Below are 20,915 nucleotides of genomic sequence, written 5' to 3' on the forward strand. Positions count from 1 at the left end.
GGAATAAAAATAAGGAGGCATCAATCCAGATGGATACTCAGCCGGAACGTGAACAAGCTGTAAAGCGGGCGCAAAGAACGGGAATCAAGCTCTTTTTGACGCTGCCGATTCTTTCTTGGGCGTTATACGATTTTGCAAATACCATTTTTTCATCAAATATTGTGACGATCTTTTTTCCTTTTTATTTGCAGGAGGCAGTCGGCGAAAATGCCAGCATGAATCAGGTGGCAAGCACTTTTATCTCCTATTCGAACGCAGCCGCAAGCTTTCTGCTTGTCATTTTCACGCCTTTATTCGGAGTGCTGATCGACCGAACGGGCAGAAAGAAAAAATACATCGGCCTGTTTACGATGATTTGTGTTTCATGCACCATTTTAATGGGGGTTTTTGCCGGGGCTTCGTTTCAGAAGGACATATACGGGCTTCCGCTATCCTTGATCCTTGTCGTCATCATGTTTGTGACCGCAAAGTTTTTCTATCATTCAAGCTTGGTGTTCTATGATACGATTTTGGCTGACTTGGGGACAAAAGAAGAAATCCCGCTCTTATCAGGTTTCGGAATTGCAATCGGGTATATCGGCACTTTAGCCGGGTTAACGGTATACCTTCTTGTCGGCAACCAGGATTTTCACCGCGCATTCATCCCGTCGGCTCTCTTGTTTCTGTTTTTTTCACTTCCGTATCTGCTCTTCACGAAAGAGAAAAGAAAACCGGAACCGAAAGAAAAGAAATCGTTTTTCAGCGGATACTGGGAAATTGTGCAGACATTCAAAGACATTCGTCTATATAAGCCGGTCTTCTTATTCATGATCGCCTACTTTTTCCTGAATGATGCGCTTGCTACAGCAATAGCCATGATGGCGGTTTATTCAAAAACGGTCATCGGTTTTACGACCGGACAATTCGTTTTGCTTTACCTTGTTTCTACTGTATCAAGCATCATCGGTTCATTTCTGCTCGGCTTTGTGACGAAAAGAATCGGCGCCAAGCACGCGGTCAGCCTTGTCGCCGCCATTATGATCACCGCTTTGACGATTGGAGCATGCACGACGTCAACGCTCTTGTTTTGGATTGCGGGGAGCTTGTTCGGCATTTCGCTTGGAGGCACATGGGTCGCATCAAGGACACTGATTATCGAGCTGACGCCAGAACATAAAAGAGGCGAATTTTTCGGATTGTTTGCTTTGTCGGGGAAAATCTCTTCCATTTTCGGTCCGGTCCTCTACGGATCGATTACTTTGCTGTTCAGGGATCTCGGGAACATGGCCAGCCGAATGGCTTTCGGATCTTTAGTGTTATTGGCGGCGATCGGCCTGATCATTCATCAAAATGTTAAGGCAAAAGCTTGAGCCGGAGCATCAACTTTTAACAAAAGACGCCGATATAAAAAGTAAACACAAAGTAGGATAGAGAGGGATATCAGTGTCTTCAAACCAACAGGAAATTTTATTAAGTTCGGGAACCAATGAATTAGAAATCGTGAAGTTCGAGGTTGGTCTCAACATTTTCGGCATAAATGTCATGAAAGTCAGAGAAATCATTCAGCCGGTTGAAATTACGAAAGTGCCTCATTCGCATAAGCATATGGAGGGCATGATTACATTGCGCGGGGAAATTCTTCCCGTCATTGATTTATTCTCTTTCTTTGGCGTTGAGCACGGTGATGACGAGCATCAAGAAAAATACATTGTGACGGAATTTAACAAGCGGAAAATCGTCTTTCACACTGGAGCGGTTTCACAGATTCACCGGGTGTCATGGGAAGAAATTGAGAAGCCGACTGCTTTGAATCAAGGGATGGACCGTCACCTTACCGGCATCATTAAGCTCGACGGCACCATGATTTTCCTGCCAGATTACGAAAAAATCATTTTTGATCTTGAGTCTGAGTCAGGTATGGACCCTTATCAAATGAAAAATGAAAAATTCGATCAGAGACGGACTGACAAAAAGCTGATCATTGTCGAGGACTCTCCGCTCCTCTTGCGGCTATTGGTGGAAAAGCTGAATGAAGCGGGATACAACAACATCGTGTCTTTTGAAAACGGAAAAGACGCTTACGAGCACGCGCTTCAATTGATGGAAGACGGCACAGCTCTTCACGAAAAAGTCGATCTGATGATCACGGATATTGAAATGCCGCAGATGGATGGACACCGGCTCACAAAGCTGCTAAAAGATAACCCGCTGAGTACGGAGCTGCCGATCTTGATTTTCTCTTCTTTGATTACAGACGATCTTCGCCATAAAGGGGAACAAGTCGGAGCCGATGAACAAATCAGCAAGCCAGAGCTCAATGAACTGATCGAAAAGCTTGATAAATATATTTTCAAGAACTAAAAAAAGCCTCGAAAGGAGGCTTTTTTTTTTATTAAAAATAGCTTTCGCCAAGCTTCTTGAAGACGGGTTTTGAGGCTGGACGCTTCCGGTTTGTGACGAGCGGTTTTTCTTTGATTCCCGTGTAGTTTTGAAGAAGCTGTTTCGCTATATTCAAGGACATATGAGCTTTAGGGTTCCGATACGAATGATTTAATGTACCTAAGTGTGGAAGGTTTGCGAAGTCTTCTTTTGTTGGAGGCATGTGAAAAAAGTAGTCTCCGAGAGATATCAGCACATCTGACTGCTGCTGGCTGAATCTTGGATTTTTCGAAAAATGCAGGCCTACCTTTTTACCTTTTCCTTCATTAAGCAGCTTTTGCAAAGCTTTCTTTTTCAGAAGATACAGGTATTTGGGATTAGTCGCGGTTTTCGCATGGCGGTTAACTGTATAAATCGCTTTTGAAAGGTTTTCAACTGTCGGTTTTAATTCTTTCGTATGATTATGGTCGTCCATTTTTTCTCTCCTATCCATTCGTTTCTAGATCACCTCCTAAAGATGCAAGGCTTATGTCTAAATTATACGAAATAGAACAGAAAATGCAAATATCCCATAGAAAAAACGCGCGATTTTTTATGGAATCGCGCGTTTTCATCTTTATAAAACAGAGTTCATTTTCGCTTTTGTATTTTTTTGTCTCTTCAGCGCCGCTTGAACGTCGATTTCCGCACTCTCGGCGCTTAATTTAGGCAGGGCGATAAAGTAGTACAGCGCCGCCAGCAGAATAATTCCCGCCAAGCCGTAATATATATAATCCACATCGGCGATGATTCCCGGGAATAGGACAGCGATCATGCCAAGCGCTGAGGATTGCGCCAGCATTGTCAGCGGATCGGTCCACCCGCTGACCCTTCCCATCAGCCTTGGATGGACGATTTTGGGAATCCAGCCGCCAAGAGCTGTGTTGATCGGCCCGATGCATATCCCGGCAAGAAATGCAGCCGAGTAGTATACGGGCAATTGATCTGTAAAGCCAAGCAGGATGATAAAGGCACCCGCGATAAAAATCGGGACTGACATCATGTATGCCGGCTTCACTTTTTTTTCGAGCAGGGCGGCGACGGCAATCCCAGTCAAAAGTCCGATGCCCAGTACGATTGTGAAGAGGGAAGTATGCCACTCATAACTGTCAGGGGACAGCTCATACTTCATTTTAAACATCGGCAGAACCGAAAGTCCGCCGCTTACAAGCCCGAAAATAAAATATCCGAATACAAGAGAGGCAAGCAATTTATTTTTTAATATATAAACGATGCCTTCCTTAAAATCGCGCATCGAATCTTTGACGGTCATGTTTTTCCAGCCTTTATTTCCGTTCGGCTTCCGCGCTGCAAGCGGTATATCGCAGGAACGGATTAAAAAGCCGGAGACGATAAAGCTCACAAAATCAAGAGCGATTGCTCCATGCAAGCCGATCGTCTTGTACATAAATGCTCCAATTCCTACGCCGAACAATAGAAACAGGCTGAAAAGCATCTGGTTCAGTCCTGCAGCCTTTGCATACTGGTCCTTTCTTAAAATGGCCTGGACCAAACTTGCTTCGGCCGGGTAGAAAAATTTTGTAACCGCGCTTCTGATAAATAGGACTAAAAACACAAGCGGTATAATTTGAAGATACAATACAAAGAAAAGAACGACAGTCAGTCCCGCTCTGATCCAATCACAGTTTTCCGCGACTTTCTTGCGGTCAAAACGGTCAGCGACCACCCCGACGATAAAGAATACGAAAACCGTCGGCAAGGAATACATCAGCTCGGCGATTGTCGTATAGGCCGGCTGGCTGCTGAACCGGTCGAGCAAGAAAAAGGCGAAAGCCATATTTCCGACTGTCGTTCCCATTTGAGAAGCGAAAGCTGCGAAAAAAAGTCGGACGAAATTACGATTTTTAAAAAGATCCATATATACGCTCCTTACCCTAAAGGTCCCATTATATCTTAATACAAGATGTTGTATTGTTCAAATTGCATTTGTCTGGAAATGTACTCGTCTAAGGTGTAATGGACACTCGGGTTCCGTTGGGTACGATAGAAGCAAGTTCCAGAACATCCCGATTGTGCATGCGGATACATCCCCTTGAAACAGCTTTGCCAATTGACGAAGGGTTATTCGTTCCATGGATGCCGTAGTGCTGTTTTGACAGGCTCAGCCAGTAGGCGCCGAACGGGCCGCCCGGATTTGGCTGCCGGTTGACGATGACAAATTCGCCTCTCGGCGTCTGTGTGAGGATTTTTCCGACGGCAATCGGATATGTTTTTACAAGTCTGTCTCGCTCATACAATCTGAGCGTTCTTCCGTTGAGAGACACGGCAATCCGGTATGGAATTGTGTCCGGATTTCTGATGCCGGGAATGATAATCGACTGGCCCGCGGACACTTGGCCGCCGTTTAAGCCAGGATTCGCCTGCAGCAACGCCTGCCGGGTCGTTCTGAAATCGGCGGCGATGCTTTCAAGGGTTTCTCCGGGTTTGACTTGGTACATCAGCAATAATCAGCACATCTCCTTTTCAAAAACGAAAAGAGAGCCTTTTCCGCTGCTAATATATAGACGGAAAGAGGCTGAGGAAGTTTCGTTTTTTTGATGGGGATTGGATGAAATGGAGCGGGAATGTTTTTACTTAATGTATGCAGATGCCTTTTGTTTTGAGCCAAAAGACCGGGCAAGATTTAAATGGATTCAAGCTGGAACACGGTGATTTCAGGCTTTGACAGAAAGCGGAGCGGCAGCCTGGTCGTGCCGATTCCTCGATTGACATAGATTTTCATTCCGGCTGTTTCATACATTCCTTCCGTATAAATTTCTCCGTACGGAGGCGTAATCAAAGGACCGAATACGGGAATCTGAATTTGTCCGCCGTGGGTGTGTCCGGATATTTGCAGATTGACGGGGTATTGATTTGCCGTTAAAGCGGCATCAGGCTCATGGACGAGCAAAATCGAAAAGGCTTTTTTGCTCAGCTTTGACAGGATGCCTTCGTAGTCAGGTCTGCCGAGCATCAAATCATCGAGTGAAGCGATCTCAATTACGCTTCCGTCTATCAATTCAAGCTTCAGCAAATCGTTTCGCAGCACCCGAAAACCGGCCGATGCCATGAGCGTCTGATAGACTTTTGTTCCATAGCCTCCGTGATCATGGTTCCCGAATATAGCAAGCTTTCCATAGGGGGCTGAAAGCTTTTTTAAGGCGCTTACAGCACGCTCGTGTTCCCGGTAGCGATGCGGTTTATCTATTAAATCCCCGCTGAATACGATAAGATCCGGGGAGAGGGCGTTCACTTGGCTGACAACATTTGAAAGCTCGTCTGCTGTAAAGTATTCGCTTAAGTGGGTATCGCTGAACTGAACGATCCGAAACTGATCAAACCCTTTAGGAATGAGCCGATGCCGAATGGGAATAAAGTTTGTTTCAAGCATGTGCGGTTCGAGATAGCGCGCATAGCCCAAGCCGCCGGCAGCGGTAAAGAGCCCTGCTGCGGCAAGGCCTAAGAAGCCTTTTAAAAATTGTCTTCTGGACGGATTTTTCATAATCAACCAACCTTTAATAGATTCTCTACATTATATCATCCAGAAAAGCCATTTTAGGACAGTCCGCATGTTTTGTTAATTTTTTTTAATTTATATGATAAACTATCAATTGAATGAATACTCATTCATAACAAGGGGGATGGATATGGACAGAAAAGTTGTAATCGTGACCGGCGGGTCGAGCGGAATGGGAAAAGCGATCGCCAAAAAGCAGGCTGAAGAAGGATGGAATGTGATGATTACGGGCAGAACACAAGAAACGCTCGAAGCGGCCAAAGAAGAAATTGAAACTTTTGCCGGGCAGGTGGCCGTATGCCGGATGGATGTCCGGTCTGTTGAAGATGTGGAACAGATGATCACAGAGGCGGCAGGACGGTTTGGCACGATCGACGCTTTGGTTAACAATGCCGCAGGCAACTTTATCTGCCCGGCTGAAAAACTATCGGTCAACGGCTGGAAGGCGGTCATCGATATCGTGCTGAACGGCACATTTTATTGCAGCCAAGCAGCCGGCCGCTACTGGATCAAGGAAAAGAAACGCGGCCAGATTTTAAATATGGTCGCGACGTATGCATGGGGCGCCGGTGCCGGTGTCGTTCACTCCGCGGCGGCAAAAGCAGGCGTTCTGTCGCTGACAAGGACGCTTGCCGTCGAGTGGGGAAGTGCATACGGGATTAGGTGCAACGCCATTGCGCCCGGTCCGATCGAGAGGACGGGCGGAGCCGAAAAATTATTTGAATCGGAAGAAGCCGCGCACGCGACAATCAAAAGCGTTCCGCTCAAAAGGCTGGGCACCCCTGAAGAAATCGCGGGACTCGCCGCATTTTTGCTTTCTGAGCAGGCGGGATATGTCAACGGGGAGTGTGTGACGATGGACGGAGGTCAATGGCTGAATCCCCGTCCGTTTTAGATTTCAAATTCAAAGGTGCGAGCCGGTATGGTATAATCAGACAAAGATTAGAAGCAGGTGATATGCCATGTTGGATCCACTCGATATTTTAACGAACATTGAAGATGTCATTCCATACTATCAGCCGATCTTCAGTGCTGAAGAACAAAAGGTGATCGGCTATGAAGTGCTGGGGCGCATCAAGGTAGAAACTGAAGTGAAGAGCCTCGGGCCGTTTTTTTCTGATCCGACAATTCCGGAAGAATACAAGAAAGAGGTTGATCTCAAGGTGATCCGCCAGGCGCTCGATCATTTTCTGGACAGCGGGCGCGACCTGCTCATCTTCGTCAATCAAGATGCAAATGTGCTGATGATGGATCACGGCGAATCGTTCCTCGACCTGTTGATGGAATATCAGGATAAAGGGCTCGAGCTCAGCCGTTTCGTTATCGAAATCACGGAGCAAAAGTTTGAAGGGGATATTGAACAGCTTCATCATTTGCTGACCTATTACCGTACATACGGAATTAAAGTCGCTGTTGATAATATCGGTAAGGAAAGCAGCAATCTCGACAGAATCGCTCTTCTTTCTCCGGATCTGTTAAAGATCGACCTTCAGCCGCTCAAGCTGTCTTCTCCTTCGCCTTCCTATGAATATGTGCTTTACAGCATATCTCTCCTTGCCAGAAAAATCGGAGCCGCATTGCTTTATGAAGATATTGAAGCGAGCTTTCAGCTGCAATACGCATGGAGAAACGGGGGCCGATATTTCCAGGGGCAGTATCTTGAGCTGCCGAAGGATAAATTTATCGAACGGGATGTATTAAAGGACCGGCTGCAGGCCGAGTTTCATCAATTCATCACGCATGAGAAGAAGAAGCTAACCATTCTGTACGATCACTCCGAGCAGTTTTACAAACGGGTTCATCAGCTTGTCACATCGCTAAAGAAAACGGCTCAGTCAGACGATGAATTTCTCTTCAATCTCGGAAAAGAACTGACAGATTGCAGCTTTAGAATTTACATGTGCGATGAAGACGGTATTCAGCTGACGAAAAACGTGTTTAAGCATGACGGAGCATGGATATTTCAGCCTGAGTACATCGGCAAAAATTGGAGCTGGCGCCCTTATTTTCTCGAGAATATCATGAGGATGAGAACGATGAGAAAAGGGTTTTTCAGCGATTTGTACAGCGATATCGAAACGGGGGAAATGATCAGAACGTTTTCCTATCCGATGGATGAAGAATTGTATCTGTTCATTGACCTGTCCTACTCATATTTATACGAACAAGACGGATTAATTTAAGCGGCGGCCTTTCGCCGCTTTTTCTTTTTGAAAAAATGAATCCCGAGAGGTTTGTTTCGCGTATATAAAGGAAAATGTGAAAATATAAATGCTAAAAAGGGGTGGATCATATGAAGAACGTTTGGTCATCCTTACTGTGCGCGCTTCTGGCTGCGGCTCTTGTATTCTTCTGCGCGGATTTTGCCAAAGCCGGAGAAAAACCGACAAGAGCATCGTTATTTGAGACCCTTCAATCCGTATCGGACGTCCATTTTCAGCTGACCGAAAAGGAAAGAACGAAAACAGACATGATATCCCTCTTGGAACCTTATATGGAGCACGCCATGGCAGTGAAGTATGTAGAGGCGAACGCCTTTCCTGAACAAGCGGGGTGGATTTTTTACGGGACAGACGCGCCTGAAGTTGCAATCCCTTTCTTCAGCTATGGCGGAGACACAAAAGTGGCGGGGAAAGACGGAAGCTATACCGTATATGAATTTGTTGGAGATCAAAACGACGGCCCTGTTTCATATCAAAAAAATTATCAGACGGTGACGCTGAAGAATACCGGCGGCAGCTTCAAAGTAACGGATATCGGCCAATCTGATACAAAACCGGCTGGAGAAGAAATAATGTCCAAACAACCGGATGAAAAAGAAACAAGCTCGAATTTTGCGGATAAAGGGGAAGGAGACCAGGCTGCATTTCCGCTTTTTGCCACCGATGTTAACTGGACATTGGCCGGAATTTTCAGCTAGCAAAAGAATTTAAAGAAAATCATTGACAATGATACTGATAATCATTATCATTTAATTATAGAGAGATGAACCTCTCTGTTCCCCAACCCCTCTATCAGATCAAGATTTAAAAAACTTGGCGCTGCCCCCGCCAAGTTTTTTATTTGCATGGAATCCCGCACTTCAAATAGCTGCGGGATTTTTGGGCATTAGGCGCGCGCAGGAATAAGACAATCCTTTGCTCCATAAATCTAAATTGGTGGTTCAAATAGACTCCTCTGCAGTCAAAAAAATATTTTTCATGTATGACATGAAAAAAGAAAACTCAAACTATGAAAAAGCGGTTTTTCTTTTTCATGATCAAAAAGGAAAAATGTCATCGGCTGATACTTTGTGGTATGATGCTTTGTAGAACTTGTATTATAATTAATACTTGTTGATCCTGAAGTTGTTTTTTTGAAAGGAGTCTTTTTTAGAATGTCACAATTAATGGGTATCATCACGAGACTGCAGAGCCTGCAAGAGACTGCGGAGGCTGCCGGAGAACCGACGCAGCGCAATTTTGAAGTGAACGGAGAAAAAATTTGCAGCGTAAAATATTTTGAAAAAAACCAAACGTTTGAGCTGACAGTTTATCAAAAAGGAGATAAGCCTACCACATTTCCGTTTGACAACATCGATATGATTTCAATCGAAATCTTTGAACTGCTTCAGCAATAGGAGGATATGGCATGAAAGCTTTTCCAAGCGTTATTTGTCCGCATTGCAAAACAACCGAGCATATGGATCAAGTTCTGACGGCCCAGTCCAATCAGAATGTGATTTACAGATGTGAGAGCTGCGGGTTCAGCTTGAAAAATATACCGACCAAAAAAGGATAGCAGACAGACGAATCGTTCCATCTTCGGTGCAGATCAAAAATGAAAAGGGGCATTCCAATGGCTGATTCTTTTCTTTTTTACAATCTTTCTGAAGATCAAATGACATTTCCTGAAGTGATCGGGAGACTAAAGTCGTTCATACGCCAAGATCCGAGGGCAAGCTATCTGCTGTCCGTCGGAACAGACTCGCAGATCCATCAGAATTGCACAAAATTTATCACAGCTATCCATTTGCACCGCAAAGGCAAAGGAGCGTGGGGCTGTCTGAAAAACACGGTTGTCAACAGACCGATACATAGCCTCAGGGAGAAAATATCGCTTGAAACAGCTTACAGCCAAGAGATTGCCGCATATCTTTTAAATGATTATTTTAATGAAATCATGGATCTGCTTCTTCCGTTTACAGACGAGGGAGCAGATTTAACCCTTGAAGTTCATTTGGATATCGGAAAAAAAGGAATGACAAAGGATTTAATTCAGGAAATGACAGGACGAATCACTTCGATGGGGATCTGCGCCAAAATTAAACCTGACTCCTATACAGCTTCAAGCTATGCAAACCGGTACACAAAATAATTGTTTGAAAGAAAATCGAACAGATGTCGAAATGTGCGGTTGACGTTTGATTTTCAATTTCATATTCTAGCCCTATAGAAACTAGAGAGAACATATTGTTTCTGACTCTAGCTAAATCAATTAGGGGGCTGGTTAAGAATGGAACGCTTTTCAGAAGAAGAGAGAAAACTGTTGCTGAACGTACTTTTGGACCATGAGTATGCCGTAGAGCTACTAAGCAGTGAGATCAATGATATAGAAACTGGTACAAAAAATGTGGATAGCCTGACATATAAGAAACTGGTTACCTTATATGACCGTGTCCGGTCTGAAAATTAGGTCAGATTATATCAATTGATACTCATTAGAGTATCTTTTTTGTTTCCTAAAAGGATATTGAATGATAAACTGACCTTGGGAGAAAGGAAAGTTTTCGACAAATATTGATATTGTTTATATTATTGTAGTATAGGGAAATTATGCGTTGATGGATTAAAGCTGAAAAGGAGTCGAAAAATCATGATTAGTTTGCAATCAGATGAACTTCTTGAAACGACAGTAGGTCAGTTTATGATCGATGCTGATAAAGTAGCCCATGTTCAAGTCGGAAACAATCTGGAACATGCCCTTCTCGTTTTGACGAAAACCGGATATACCGCGATCCCTGTACTTGATGCTTCTTTCCGTTTGCACGGATTAATCGGAACGAATATGATCATGGATAAAATCTTCGGCTTGGAACGAATCGAATTTGAGAAGCTTGATAAGATTCATGTTGAAGAAGTCATGCTGACGGACATCCCCCGCTTAAAAATTGATGATCCGATTTTAAAAGGATTCGGACTCGTCATCAACAACGCGTTTGTATGTGTCGAAAATGAAGAGCAGGTTTTCGAAGGCATTTTTACAAGGCGTGTCGTATTAAAACAGCTGAATAAGCATTTGAGGACGTTGAATAAATAGGCGCGGCAGCGGCCTATTTTTTATTTGCAGCGCTCCATCCAATCCTCCGCACATTCCCCGATGCCCGACTTCCCGCTTGATTAAAAAACAGCCGTTTGATTAAATGTATGATAAGAAAAACTTATTGGAATGAGGAATGTCCATGCAGCTTCAAGAGCTTCACATGCTTGTCGTTCTGGCGGAAGAATTAAATATGCGGAAAGCGGCTGAACGTCTGTTTGTTTCCCAGCCGGCATTATCCCAGCGGCTGCAGACCATCGAGAAATCATGGGGAACGAAAATTTTTTTAAGATCGCAAAAAGGGCTGACTGTCACGTCTGCCGGAGAAAAAATTATCCAGTTTGCAAAAGATGTAACATTGGAACAGGAAAAAGTGAGAGAGAATATAGATGAGCTGGAGGGCGAGATACACGGTACGCTCAAATTGGCGGCCGCTTCGATTATCGGGCAGCATTGGCTTCCGAACGTTCTGAAAACCTACGTTAAACAATATCCGAACGTCAAAATCTCCCTCGTCACCGGCTGGAGCAGCGAAATGCTGAAAAGCCTCTACGAAGACCATGTTCATATTGGCATTATCAGGGGAAACCCGGAATGGAAAGGCCCTAAGCACTACTTGATGCGGGACGAATTGTACCTTGTCGATACAGAGATCCGAAACATTGAGGACATTGCCAAAACGGAACGGCCGTTCATCCAGTTCAAAAGCGACAGCACGTACTATCAGGAAATTCAGCACTGGTGGCACCAAAAGTTCAAAACATCGCCGAAACAAACCATTATTGTCGACCAAATTGAAACATGCAAACAGATGGCTTTCCACGGAATCGGTTATGCGATCCTTCCATCGGTGACGCTTCACGGAAGCGGGAGCCATGTTCACCAAATCCCTTTGCTTGATGCTAAAGGAAAAGCAATCGGCAGAGATACGTGGCTGCTCGGTTATGAGCCGGCTTTCCAGCTGAAGCAAGTACAGGCGTTTGTAGAAGTTGTGAAAGAATGTACGGCAATGGAATAAACACTAGAAAGGCAGGACTCCAAAAAGGGGACTGCTTTTTTTTGTACGATTTATTGACATTGATAATCATTATCATTTAAAGTGTATCTATACAATAATGAAAATCATTATCAATTATAGAGGTGATTCTGTTGTCTAAAGCATTGATTGCATATGCCAGCATGTCCGGCAACACGGAGGATATCGCTATGATCATTAAAGATACATTGCGAGAGTACGGTTTTGATGTCACCATTCAGGAAATGGATGATGTCGATACCGACTCATTGGCTGAATATGATCTTCTTTTAATCGGCACCTACACATGGGGGGACGGGGATCTTCCTTATGAAGCGGAATCGTTTTACGAAGAGGTCTCTTCGCTTGACCTTAAAGGAAAGAAAGCGGCATGCTTCGGATCCGGCGATTATGCATACCCCCGATTTTGCGAAGCGGTCAACACGTTTTACACCATGCTTGAACGAACCGGCGCCGACCTTTATCAAGAGACACTGAAAATAGAGCTTGCTCCTGAAACAGATGAAGATGCCGAGTGCTGCAAGGAATTTGCCGAAGGCTTTATAAGATGGGCAGAACAGCAAAAACGGCGGGCTGAGATCCATGTTTCATAAAGGTGCGACGGCCGTCGCTTCGGCAAAGCATTCCGGTTACTTTGTCGCCGTCAAGCGGGAAGGCATTTTTCACTATTCACTTGAGCAAGGCTGGAAAAGGCTCTTTCAATTAAAAAGCAAAATTTGTTCCATCACCTATATCGGCGATTATTTATTCGGCGCAGGGGAGAGAGGAACGATTATCAGATCGTCTGACCAAGGGGCAACCTGGTCAATCTCAAGCTTTCCGACAAACGCCACGATTTGGTCGATCACGGGGAGAACGGACGGCTTTGTGTGTGCGCATGGGAAGCATTGCATTTACATATCCGACGATTTCGGCGTCTCATGGAAAGTCGTCAAGCCGTTTTCCGGTTTGAGTCATCCGCCCGTTATCCGCTCTCTGTGCCTCCATGAAGAGCGCCTTTACATCGGGACGCAGATTCATGAAGTGCACGGCGGTGTTTGGGCATACGATTTGGCATCAGAATCGGCTTTTATGATCAAAAAAGAAACCGGCCGCATGACCGCCTCGATGATCGCATTTGAAGGCGAATGGCTGGTATGTGCGATGGGATCCAAAAAAGGGAATCACGGTGCCGTCGATTTGGTCAACATTCACACAAATGATGAAATACAAATCAGGCGGGGCCTTGTTGAGAATGAAGAATCATTCCTGGATGTGTCCGAAGACAACGGAATCATCTATGTCACATCGGCTCAGGACCGAGACGGCTTTTCAAGAATCTATCAGCTTGATTTCTTTGAGAGGGAGCTGAAATGGTTTGACACGATAAAAGGGCATGGGTTCAGGGTGGCCAACCAAAAGGAGAACTTCTTTTGCGCAGGTCTTTATGAATGCAAATTTGTCAGGCCTTATGAACAGCCTGCTGCAGCCCACTGATTTTATAGCGTTTTATAGGAGGAATAATGATGGGGAAAGTTTTGCTGGTTTATGCAAGCATGTCTGGAAATACAGAGGCGATGGCCGATTTAATCGAGAAGGGCCTTCTTGAGGGCGGGGCCGAAGTGGACCGTCATGAAGCGATGGATGTAGATGCGGCGCTCTTTAACGATTATCAGCACATGATATTTGGCGCCTATACTTGGGGCGACGGAGAACTTCCGGATGAGTTTTTGGATATTTACGACGATATGGAAGGGATGGATTTCATAGGCAAGACGTTTGCCGTTTTCGGATCCGGAGATACTTCTTACGAGCATTTTTGCGGTGCCGTCGACATTCTTGAAGATAAAATCAAGGAGCTCGGCGGGAACGTGGTGCTTCCGTCCGTCAAAATCGAAATGAATCCGGAGGATGAAGAAGAAGGCATGCTGCTCCAATTCGGCAGGGATTTTGCAAAGAAATGTGAAGTGCCGGCATAGCTTTTGATAAAAAAGGAAACGGGACATCCCTTTCCTTTTTTTCTTGTTTTTAAATCTTTCCTTTGATACAGTAATGAGGAGAAAAAGAGAAGGAGGACTTACATAATGAAAATGATGGATGCAAATGAGATTATCTCATTTATTCAAAATAGTAAGAAATCGACACCTGTTAAAGTGTATGTGAAAGGCGACCTTGAAGGAATTGACTTCGGCGCTTCAGCCAAGCCTTTTATTACAGGCAATACAGGGGTTGTATTCGGAGAATGGGCGGAGATTCAAGCTGCGCTCGAAGCCAACAAAGGCAAAATTGAAGACTATGTCATCGAAAACGACCGCCGCAATTCGGCGATTCCAACGCTCGATTTAAAAAATATTAAAGCGCGCATCGAGCCGGGTGCGATCATCCGCGATCAAGTGGAAATCGGCGATAATGCCGTCATCATGATGGGGGCTTCCATCAACATCGGCTCTGTGATCGGAGAAGGAACGATGATCGATATGAATGTCGTGCTGGGCGGACGAGCTACCGTCGGCAAAAACTGCCACATCGGAGCGGGATCCGTGCTTGCGGGTGTCATTGAGCCTCCTTCAGCAAAACCTGTCGTTATTGAAGACGATGTCGTCATCGGTGCAAACGCCGTCGTACTTGAAGGCGTGACTGTCGGAAAAGGAGCCGTTGTTGCTGCCGGCGCGATCGTTGTGGAAGATGTTGAGCCTTACACAGTAGTCGCCGGAACACCTGCGAAAAAAATCAAAGACATCGATGAAAAAACTAAAGGCAAAACAGAAATCAAACAGGAATTGCGCCAGCTTTAAGAAGCGGCAGCGAAAAGTGCGTGGATGTGACAATCCACGCATTTTCGCATCGCCGGGGAGGTTAGAAAGATGAAATTGGACGAATTAGCAGCGATTCGCAGAGATCTGCACCAAATTCCTGAACTCGGTTTTCAGGAATATAAGACACAGGCTTATCTTTTGAACCACTTAGCAAAGCATCCGGAAGGACGGATTGAAATTGAAAAGTGGAGAACCGGACTGTTTGTAAAGGTTAAAGGGACGGCCCCTGAAAAGATTTTGGCGTACAGGGCGGATATGGACGGGCTCTCTATTCGGGAAGATACCGGATATTCTTTTTCTTCCGTTCATCAGGACAGGATGCATGCGTGCGGGCATGATTTCCACATGACGATTGCCCTCGGCATCATCGATCATTTCGTCCGCCACCCGGTTAAACAAGATCTGCTGTTTTTGTTCCAGCCGGCTGAGGAAGGACCGGGCGGCGCTGAGCCGATGCTTGAAAGCGACTTGTTTAAAAAGTGGGAGCCGAGCATGATCACAGCGCTGCACATCGCGCCTGAACTCCCGGTCGGAACGATCGGAACGAAAAGCGGGCTGCTCTTTGCCAATACGTCGGAGCTCGTAATCGAACTTGAAGGAAAGGGCGGGCATGCCGCATATCCCCACCTTGCAGAAGATATGGTGGTCGCGGCCAGTTCGCTCGTTACGCAAATGCAGTCGATCGTAGCCAGGAATGTCGATCCGCTGGACAGTGCTGTTATTACCATCGGGACGATTACAGGCGGATCGGCACAAAACATCATCGCTCAGGAAGCAAGGCTTGAAGGGACGATCAGGACGCTGTCCCCAGCGTCAATGGAACAGGTGAAGAAAAGGATCGAGGCCATGGTTCGGGGCCTGGAAACGGCTTATCAATGCAGCGGTAAAGTCAGCTATCCTGCAGCATATTATCAGGTCTGCAATTCAAGCGATTTAGTCGAAGACTTTATGCAGTTCGTTTCTGAAAACGGCCTTGCAGAGGTCGTCCGTTCAAAAGAAGCGATGACAGGGGAGGACTTCGGCTATATGCTGAAAAAGTATCCGGGCTTCATGTTTTGGCTCGGCGTCGATTCACCTTACGGGCTTCACCACGCCAAGCTGCAGCCGAAAGAGGAAGCGCTTGAAACGGCAGTCCGCGTCATGACGGCTTATTTCTCTTCCAAAGCCAATTAGATAAAGCGGCTGGTATAAAAAATCGGCAAACGTGGCATCTTAATTGGTGGAGGTGTTTCTTCATGTCGAAAAAAATCGGAATCGAACAATCTCTTTCTGATGTCGAGGCTGCTTTGAAGGAAAAAGGGTATGAGGTTGTAACGATGAAAACCGAAGACGATGCAAAAGGCTGCGACTGCTGCGTCGTCACTGGTCTGGACACTGATATGCTCGGGATTTCAGATACGATGACCGGAGCATCTGTCATACAGGCGACGGGTTTAACTGCCGATGAAATCTGTCAGCAGGTTGAGCAAAAACTTCAGTAATAGACATAAAACCGAAGTTCCAGCTTCGGTTTTAACTTGTTTTCCAAAAAAAACAGCTGCTGCGTGTTAAACGGTTGTTTCCTCATCCGGCGGCATGTTACAATTTTTTTAAAGGATTTAAATAGAACAACCGCTAATTTAAATTTATTATCAATTAATATTGACTTAAAATATGGTAAGCATTATAATGAACTATGTATGTGATATTATTAACTAAATGAGAATTTAATATTTGAATTCTCATTTAGATACGGGTAGCATAACCCAAAAATCACAATTGGAGGGATACATAAAATGGCAGAACGCATGGTAGGTAAACAAGCGCCGCGCTTTGAAATGGAAGCGGTTCTTGCAAACAAAGAATTCGGAAAAGTAAGCCTTGAAGAAAACATGAAAAATGATAAGTGGACGGTTCTATTCTTCTATCCAATGGACTTCACTTTCGTGTGTCCGACAGAAATTACAGCAATGTCTGACCGCTATGACGAGTTTGAAGACCTTGATGCAGAAGTTATCGGCGTATCAACTGACACCATCCACACTCACTTGGCATGGATTAACACGGACCGCAAAGATAACGGTCTCGGCCAGCTGAAATATCCGCTTGCTGCCGACACAAACCATGAAGTATCTCGTGAATACGGCGTACTGATTGAAGAAGAAGGTGTAGCGCTTCGCGGATTGTTCATCATTAATCCAGAAGGCGAACTTCAATATCAAACAGTGTTCCATAACAATATCGGCCGTGATGTAGACGAAACATTGCGCGTGCTTCAAGCGCTGCAAACAGGCGGTCTTTGCCCTGCAAACTGGAAACCGGGACAAGCAACCCTTTAATTTCGATAAGAAATCTGATTGGAAAGGTCTAACATTTGTTAGACCTTTTTAAACGACAAAAATGACATTGGAGGAAAAATCATGAAATTACGTCAGCCGATGCCGGAACTGACCGGCGCAAAAGAGTGGTTAAACGGAGAAGTGACAAAAGAGCAGCTTATAGGAGAAAAGCCGACATTAATTCATTTTTGGTCCATCAGCTGCCACTTGTGCAAAGAGGCGATGCCCCAGGTCAATGAATTCCGCGACCGCTACAGCGATAAACTAAACGTGGTGGCCGTGCATATGCCGCGTTCAGAAGACGATTTAGACTTGAATAAAATCAAAGAAGTTGCCGCTGAACATGATATCACTCAGCCTATTTTTGTTGACAGCGACCATAAGCTGACTGACGCTTTTGAGAATGAATATGTCCCTGCTTATTACGTGTTTGACAAAACAGGCCAGCTTCGCCATTTTCAAGCTGGAGGCAGCGGAATGAAAATGCTCGAAAAACGTGTGAACCGCGTTCTTGCCGAAACAGAACAGTCTGCTGAATAAAGATGAAAAACCCCGTTTTCATGGGGTTTTTTATTTATTTGGCTCCCCAATTACAAAAAAACAAAAAAAATTTCCTCTAGCCTCCCCTTTCGACAAATAGGCCATTTGACACTGTTTATTTCATTTGATGAGTCTGGTGGCCTGTTTTTGGTTCGGGAGCATTTCTTACTTACCCCGTGCATAAAAGACTGTGGATTCGACAAGTGAAATCTGGAAATTTTAAATATTCTGGATTTATAAGGCGGAATAATCATTGATATCTCACACTTTCCATCATAATTAAACAGTGGATTCTATTCCTAAATTATGTTTCATTGAAAAGTAATTTTCTAGGTTCCTTCATTATTTACCATTTTTCGACAATGAGCTTAGAATAGGCCGAAATGCTTCAAAAACTCCTCAGGCTTCAAGTTTTTCGGAAATTTAGTTCTATTTTCTTAACGGAGAGCAACAGTAGAAAAACGAAAAAATAGTTGATAAAATTAGTTTGGTAATCTAATATTTTTATTGGAAGGTTTATTTATTCTGATAGGAGGGTATAAACGGTATGTTTAACGAGAGGGAAGCATTGCGTTTAAGATTAGAGCAGCTGAACGAGGCTGAAGTTAAGGTGATTAGGGAGTATCAAATTGAGCGGGATAACATATATGCAAAGCTGCGTGAATTGGATCGTCCATCCAGCTTTAATGATACAAAAAAAGATTTTCGCCCGGAGCGTAAAACTGAATCTCTCCCTGTTTTAGCTGAATTGGCTGCACAGGAGATGAAGAGCTACCAGCAACAGCAGCAACAGCAGCCGCAAGCATCTCAAAAGAACCAGCAGCAGACTTCTCCGCAAACCTCCTCACTGCCTGCCGGAATTCCAGATGGAACGACAAGGCGCAGAAGGGGTACAGCACGTCCAGGCTCAAAAGCTGCAAAATTGCGTGAAGCGGCGATTAAAACATTAAAACGCCATAATGCGGCCATCAAAAGCTCCGAACTTCAAAAAGAAATCGAAAAAGAGAGCGGACTTGAGATCCCTAATATGACAACCTTTATGCAAAGCCTGATTAAAATGTACCCGGAAGTCAAAAAACCATACCGCGGTCAATATATATTAGAGGGTGAGATTTCTACTGAGACAGAGCAGCAATAGGTCAAACCCTTGCTTTTTCAGATAGCGTTTCCATTTTAAGGGAACATAAAGGCGGCCGCTTTATACGCCGCCGCCCAATCAACTGCTTGAGACAATCTACTCAAGCGGTTTTTTTGTAAAAACCAAATTATTCCTTAAAGTGGTATTTAATTTAAAGGTTTTGTTTCTTTGTCTTTGCGTTTAATTTGATAGACCCATTTTTGCGGGGGTGTTTCTTCTTTCGCCTGTTTTTTCCATTCTGTTATTTTTTGATCCATTTTCGTATCATTTTGTTGAATGGCGCTCAATTGTTGTTGGAGCTGATCAACTTGCTCTGTAACAGTTTGAAGCACCGCCTCGATCTGTTCTGTCCGTTCAAAAACCTCCTCGTTTTGTTCAAGCGCCTTCTCCGTCTGCTGAAATGCATCAATATCGGCAAAATGAGAAGCGATCCACTTATCACTTTCATCGAGTTGCCTTTTATAAGAGAGAATCGTTTCATAAAACAGCGCTTCTTTTGTTTTTTCAGCCTCCAAAAGCCGGCTTTTCGTTTCCGTCACCCGCTCTTTTAATACCGCAACATCAGTTTCGATTTGTTTGAGCTGAAGACTTTTAGCATGAAGTTCATCTTTCAGGCGGGCATTTTCGTATGCAGCGTTTTTGAGCTCCTGTTCCTTTTTTTCCCTCAGCGTTTTTTCTCTTTCTGCATGAAGCTTTTCGTATTCTATTTGGCTATGTAAGCTTTTTTTCTCTTCTTCGGCTTTTACATTTGTTAAATGAAGGCGGTGCTTTTCTTCTATCTCTTGTTTTCTTGCATAGGTTTCTTTTTGAAGAAGCTCCTGAAGAACGACGATTTTACTCAGCAATTCGCTTTTTATCCGGTTGAGCGTTTCGGCCGACTTGTCTTCCTTGTTTGCCGAAATCCGCTCCAGTTCGAATGACAGCTGCTGAAGCTGCTGTTTCATTGCTGCGTTTTCCCGGCTGAGCTTATGATTTTTCTGGTGAAAATAGCTTGCTTCAAGCTCGTGTATCAATTGATGTGATCTTGCCAGCTCAGCTTTTAAAAAAAGGTTTTCCTGTGATAAATCTTGAAAATAAGGCAGCGAACCCGATGTTTTTTTCATGGTGACCAGCCCCCTATAAATGTTACAACTACAATATGCATAAATGAAACCCGCCATGCCTTTTGAAAAAGAGATTTTACAGACTTGTTCGGATTTCTAAAGTTTTGCTATGATGTTCGCAGGCAGGAACACGCGAAGGAAGGTTGAGCCGTATGAAAGAAATACATGTCATATTATCAGGGGGGCTTTCGCGCCGTTTTGGGGAACCGAAGGCGTTTGCCCGCTGGAAAGGCAAGCCGCTTTATCAATGGTGCAAACAGGCGCTGGGAGACGACGTCCTGATATTGAGCCGTCCGGGCTTGACGGAGCGGTTTATAGAACTCGGGGAAAAAGCGGTGCTGGAAGATATCGAACCGTACAGAGGGAAAGGGCCGCTTGCCGGTATGTACACAGCCATGGAGCGGGCGGAAGGGGAATGCTATATTTTTTCGGCCTGTGACACCCCGCTTGTCCGGCAGGAGACCATATCGGCTTTAAAACGGCAGTTGACCCCGGCGGATGACGCCGTCGTGCCTGTCGCAGACGGAAGGGCGCAGCCGCTTGTTGCCGTCTACCACAGAAGGGTAAAATCCGTCCTCCATGAACAGCTTCAGCAGAACGAACTGAAGATCAGCAGTTTTCTCGACCGCATTCGCGTCAAGTACATTGAAGCAGATGCGGTTGGTGCAGAGCCGTGGGAATTTATAAATGTCAATAAAAAGTCGGATTTAGAAGAAATAGAGCCGTTCTTTCCGGGATGAAATATTTTATCATAGATTGCAAGGGTTTTTCGG

At 44.8% G+C, this 20,915-nt stretch carries 26 protein-coding genes; 21 read left to right on the forward strand and 5 right to left on the reverse strand.

All coding sequences use genetic code 11. From position 1 onward, the window contains the following. The first annotated feature begins 29 nt into the window (after positions 1 to 29). On the forward strand, positions 30 to 1,349 hold the full coding sequence (locus TRNA_RS29515; RefSeq protein ID WP_003181282.1) for an MFS transporter: 1,320 nt from the start codon (positions 30 to 32) through the stop codon (positions 1,347 to 1,349). A gap of 73 nt (positions 1,350 to 1,422) precedes the next feature. Then, positions 1,423 to 2,340, forward strand: coding sequence for a chemotaxis protein (locus TRNA_RS29520; RefSeq protein ID WP_003181284.1), 918 nt, complete (start codon positions 1,423 to 1,425; stop codon positions 2,338 to 2,340). Positions 2,341 to 2,371: 31 nt separating this feature from the next. Here the strand turns inward: TRNA_RS29520 and TRNA_RS29525 are convergent, their stop codons facing one another. The 4 genes from TRNA_RS29525 to TRNA_RS29540 form a co-directional block, all read right to left on the reverse strand. Then, complete coding sequence (locus TRNA_RS29525; RefSeq protein ID WP_003181285.1) at positions 2,372 to 2,833, reverse strand: YkyB family protein; 462 nt, start codon at positions 2,831 to 2,833, stop codon at positions 2,372 to 2,374. Between the two features lie 141 nt (positions 2,834 to 2,974). Then, positions 2,975 to 4,276 carry an MFS transporter gene (locus TRNA_RS29530; RefSeq protein ID WP_003181287.1) on the reverse strand — a complete coding sequence of 434 codons (1,302 nt, stop codon included), beginning with the start codon at positions 4,274 to 4,276 and terminating at the stop codon, positions 2,975 to 2,977. Between the two features lie 88 nt (positions 4,277 to 4,364). Beyond that, on the reverse strand, positions 4,365 to 4,862 hold the full coding sequence (locus TRNA_RS29535) for a L,D-transpeptidase family protein (protein ID WP_003181289.1): 498 nt from the start codon (positions 4,860 to 4,862) through the stop codon (positions 4,365 to 4,367). A 179-nt stretch (positions 4,863 to 5,041) separates the two neighbouring features. Continuing rightward, positions 5,042 to 5,899, reverse strand: a complete 858-nt coding sequence (locus TRNA_RS29540) for a metallophosphoesterase (protein ID WP_003181293.1) — start codon at positions 5,897 to 5,899, stop codon at positions 5,042 to 5,044. Positions 5,900 to 6,044: 145 nt separating this feature from the next. Between TRNA_RS29540 and fadH the strand changes: the two genes are divergently transcribed. The 18 genes from fadH to rok all read left to right on the forward strand — a co-directional run bounded on the left by fadH (position 6,045) and on the right by rok (position 19,039). After that, positions 6,045 to 6,809, forward strand: coding sequence for a 2,4-dienoyl-CoA reductase (gene fadH, locus TRNA_RS29545; RefSeq protein WP_003181295.1), 765 nt, complete (start codon positions 6,045 to 6,047; stop codon positions 6,807 to 6,809). 67 nt (positions 6,810 to 6,876) lie between these two features. Then, positions 6,877 to 8,097, forward strand: a complete 1,221-nt coding sequence (locus tag TRNA_RS29550; protein WP_003181297.1) for an EAL domain-containing protein — start codon at positions 6,877 to 6,879, stop codon at positions 8,095 to 8,097. Positions 8,098 to 8,207: 110 nt separating this feature from the next. Then, complete coding sequence (locus tag TRNA_RS29555; RefSeq protein ID WP_011197940.1) at positions 8,208 to 8,834, forward strand: DUF3993 domain-containing protein; 627 nt, start codon at positions 8,208 to 8,210, stop codon at positions 8,832 to 8,834. A gap of 456 nt (positions 8,835 to 9,290) precedes the next feature. Next, positions 9,291 to 9,533, forward strand: coding sequence for a YkuJ family protein (locus TRNA_RS29560; protein ID WP_003181299.1), 243 nt, complete (start codon positions 9,291 to 9,293; stop codon positions 9,531 to 9,533). Positions 9,534 to 9,544: 11 nt separating this feature from the next. Next, positions 9,545 to 9,694, forward strand: coding sequence for a hypothetical protein (locus TRNA_RS43870; protein WP_003181301.1), 150 nt, complete (start codon positions 9,545 to 9,547; stop codon positions 9,692 to 9,694). A 57-nt stretch (positions 9,695 to 9,751) separates the two neighbouring features. Further along, positions 9,752 to 10,270 carry a ribonuclease H-like YkuK family protein gene (locus TRNA_RS29565; RefSeq protein WP_009328590.1) on the forward strand — a complete coding sequence of 173 codons (519 nt, stop codon included), beginning with the start codon at positions 9,752 to 9,754 and terminating at the stop codon, positions 10,268 to 10,270. 138 nt (positions 10,271 to 10,408) lie between these two features. Continuing rightward, positions 10,409 to 10,588: an antirepressor AbbA gene (gene abbA / locus TRNA_RS29570; protein ID WP_003181305.1), complete on the forward strand. Its 180-nt coding sequence runs from the start codon at positions 10,409 to 10,411 to the stop codon at positions 10,586 to 10,588. Positions 10,589 to 10,768: 180 nt separating this feature from the next. Next, complete coding sequence (gene cbpB, locus TRNA_RS29575) at positions 10,769 to 11,212, forward strand: cyclic-di-AMP-binding protein CbpB (protein ID WP_003181307.1); 444 nt, start codon at positions 10,769 to 10,771, stop codon at positions 11,210 to 11,212. A 142-nt stretch (positions 11,213 to 11,354) separates the two neighbouring features. Continuing rightward, positions 11,355 to 12,230, forward strand: a complete 876-nt coding sequence (locus TRNA_RS29580) for a LysR family transcriptional regulator (RefSeq protein ID WP_003181309.1) — start codon at positions 11,355 to 11,357, stop codon at positions 12,228 to 12,230. Positions 12,231 to 12,361: 131 nt separating this feature from the next. Further along, positions 12,362 to 12,841 carry a flavodoxin gene (locus tag TRNA_RS29585; protein ID WP_011197941.1) on the forward strand — a complete coding sequence of 160 codons (480 nt, stop codon included), beginning with the start codon at positions 12,362 to 12,364 and terminating at the stop codon, positions 12,839 to 12,841. Beyond that, positions 12,831 to 13,724 (forward strand): WD40/YVTN/BNR-like repeat-containing protein, encoded by an 894-nt coding sequence (locus TRNA_RS29590; protein WP_003181315.1) that lies wholly within the window; start codon positions 12,831 to 12,833, stop codon positions 13,722 to 13,724. Before TRNA_RS29585 ends, TRNA_RS29590 begins: the two co-directional genes overlap by 11 nt. A 29-nt stretch (positions 13,725 to 13,753) precedes the next feature. Continuing rightward, positions 13,754 to 14,206: a flavodoxin gene (locus TRNA_RS29595; RefSeq protein WP_011197942.1), complete on the forward strand. Its 453-nt coding sequence runs from the start codon at positions 13,754 to 13,756 to the stop codon at positions 14,204 to 14,206. A gap of 105 nt (positions 14,207 to 14,311) precedes the next feature. Next, positions 14,312 to 15,022: a 2,3,4,5-tetrahydropyridine-2,6-dicarboxylate N-acetyltransferase gene (dapD, locus tag TRNA_RS29600; protein WP_003181319.1), complete on the forward strand. Its 711-nt coding sequence runs from the start codon at positions 14,312 to 14,314 to the stop codon at positions 15,020 to 15,022. A gap of 69 nt (positions 15,023 to 15,091) precedes the next feature. Then, positions 15,092 to 16,216 (forward strand): N-acetyldiaminopimelate deacetylase, encoded by a 1,125-nt coding sequence (locus TRNA_RS29605; RefSeq protein WP_003181321.1) that lies wholly within the window; start codon positions 15,092 to 15,094, stop codon positions 16,214 to 16,216. A 62-nt stretch (positions 16,217 to 16,278) separates the two neighbouring features. Further along, complete coding sequence (locus TRNA_RS29610) at positions 16,279 to 16,524, forward strand: YkuS family protein (RefSeq protein ID WP_003181323.1); 246 nt, start codon at positions 16,279 to 16,281, stop codon at positions 16,522 to 16,524. 294 nt (positions 16,525 to 16,818) lie between these two features. Then, on the forward strand, positions 16,819 to 17,361 hold the full coding sequence (ahpA, locus tag TRNA_RS29615) for a biofilm-specific peroxidase AhpA (RefSeq protein ID WP_003181325.1): 543 nt from the start codon (positions 16,819 to 16,821) through the stop codon (positions 17,359 to 17,361). Positions 17,362 to 17,442: 81 nt separating this feature from the next. Continuing rightward, the gene (locus TRNA_RS29620; protein WP_003181327.1) at positions 17,443 to 17,901 is read left to right on the forward strand and encodes a TlpA family protein disulfide reductase; all 459 of its coding nucleotides are present in this window, start codon (positions 17,443 to 17,445) and stop codon (positions 17,899 to 17,901) included. A 547-nt stretch (positions 17,902 to 18,448) separates the two neighbouring features. Continuing rightward, a complete protein-coding gene (rok, locus tag TRNA_RS29625; protein WP_003181328.1) occupies positions 18,449 to 19,039 on the forward strand; it encodes a transcriptional regulator Rok in 591 nt (196 codons plus the stop codon). Positions 19,040 to 19,185: 146 nt separating this feature from the next. Here the strand turns inward: rok and TRNA_RS29630 are convergent, their stop codons facing one another. Further along, positions 19,186 to 20,142: a hypothetical protein gene (locus tag TRNA_RS29630; RefSeq protein ID WP_009328583.1), complete on the reverse strand. Its 957-nt coding sequence runs from the start codon at positions 20,140 to 20,142 to the stop codon at positions 19,186 to 19,188. 152 nt (positions 20,143 to 20,294) lie between these two features. On the opposite strand from TRNA_RS29630, the gene mobA reads away from it, so the two are divergent. Continuing rightward, on the forward strand, positions 20,295 to 20,882 hold the full coding sequence (mobA, locus tag TRNA_RS29635; protein ID WP_003181331.1) for a molybdenum cofactor guanylyltransferase: 588 nt from the start codon (positions 20,295 to 20,297) through the stop codon (positions 20,880 to 20,882). The last annotated feature ends 33 nt before the right edge of the window (positions 20,883 to 20,915 follow it).

The sequence above is a fragment of the Bacillus licheniformis DSM 13 = ATCC 14580 genome (genome assembly GCF_000011645.1).
GTDB lineage: Bacteria > Bacillota > Bacilli > Bacillales > Bacillaceae > Bacillus > Bacillus licheniformis.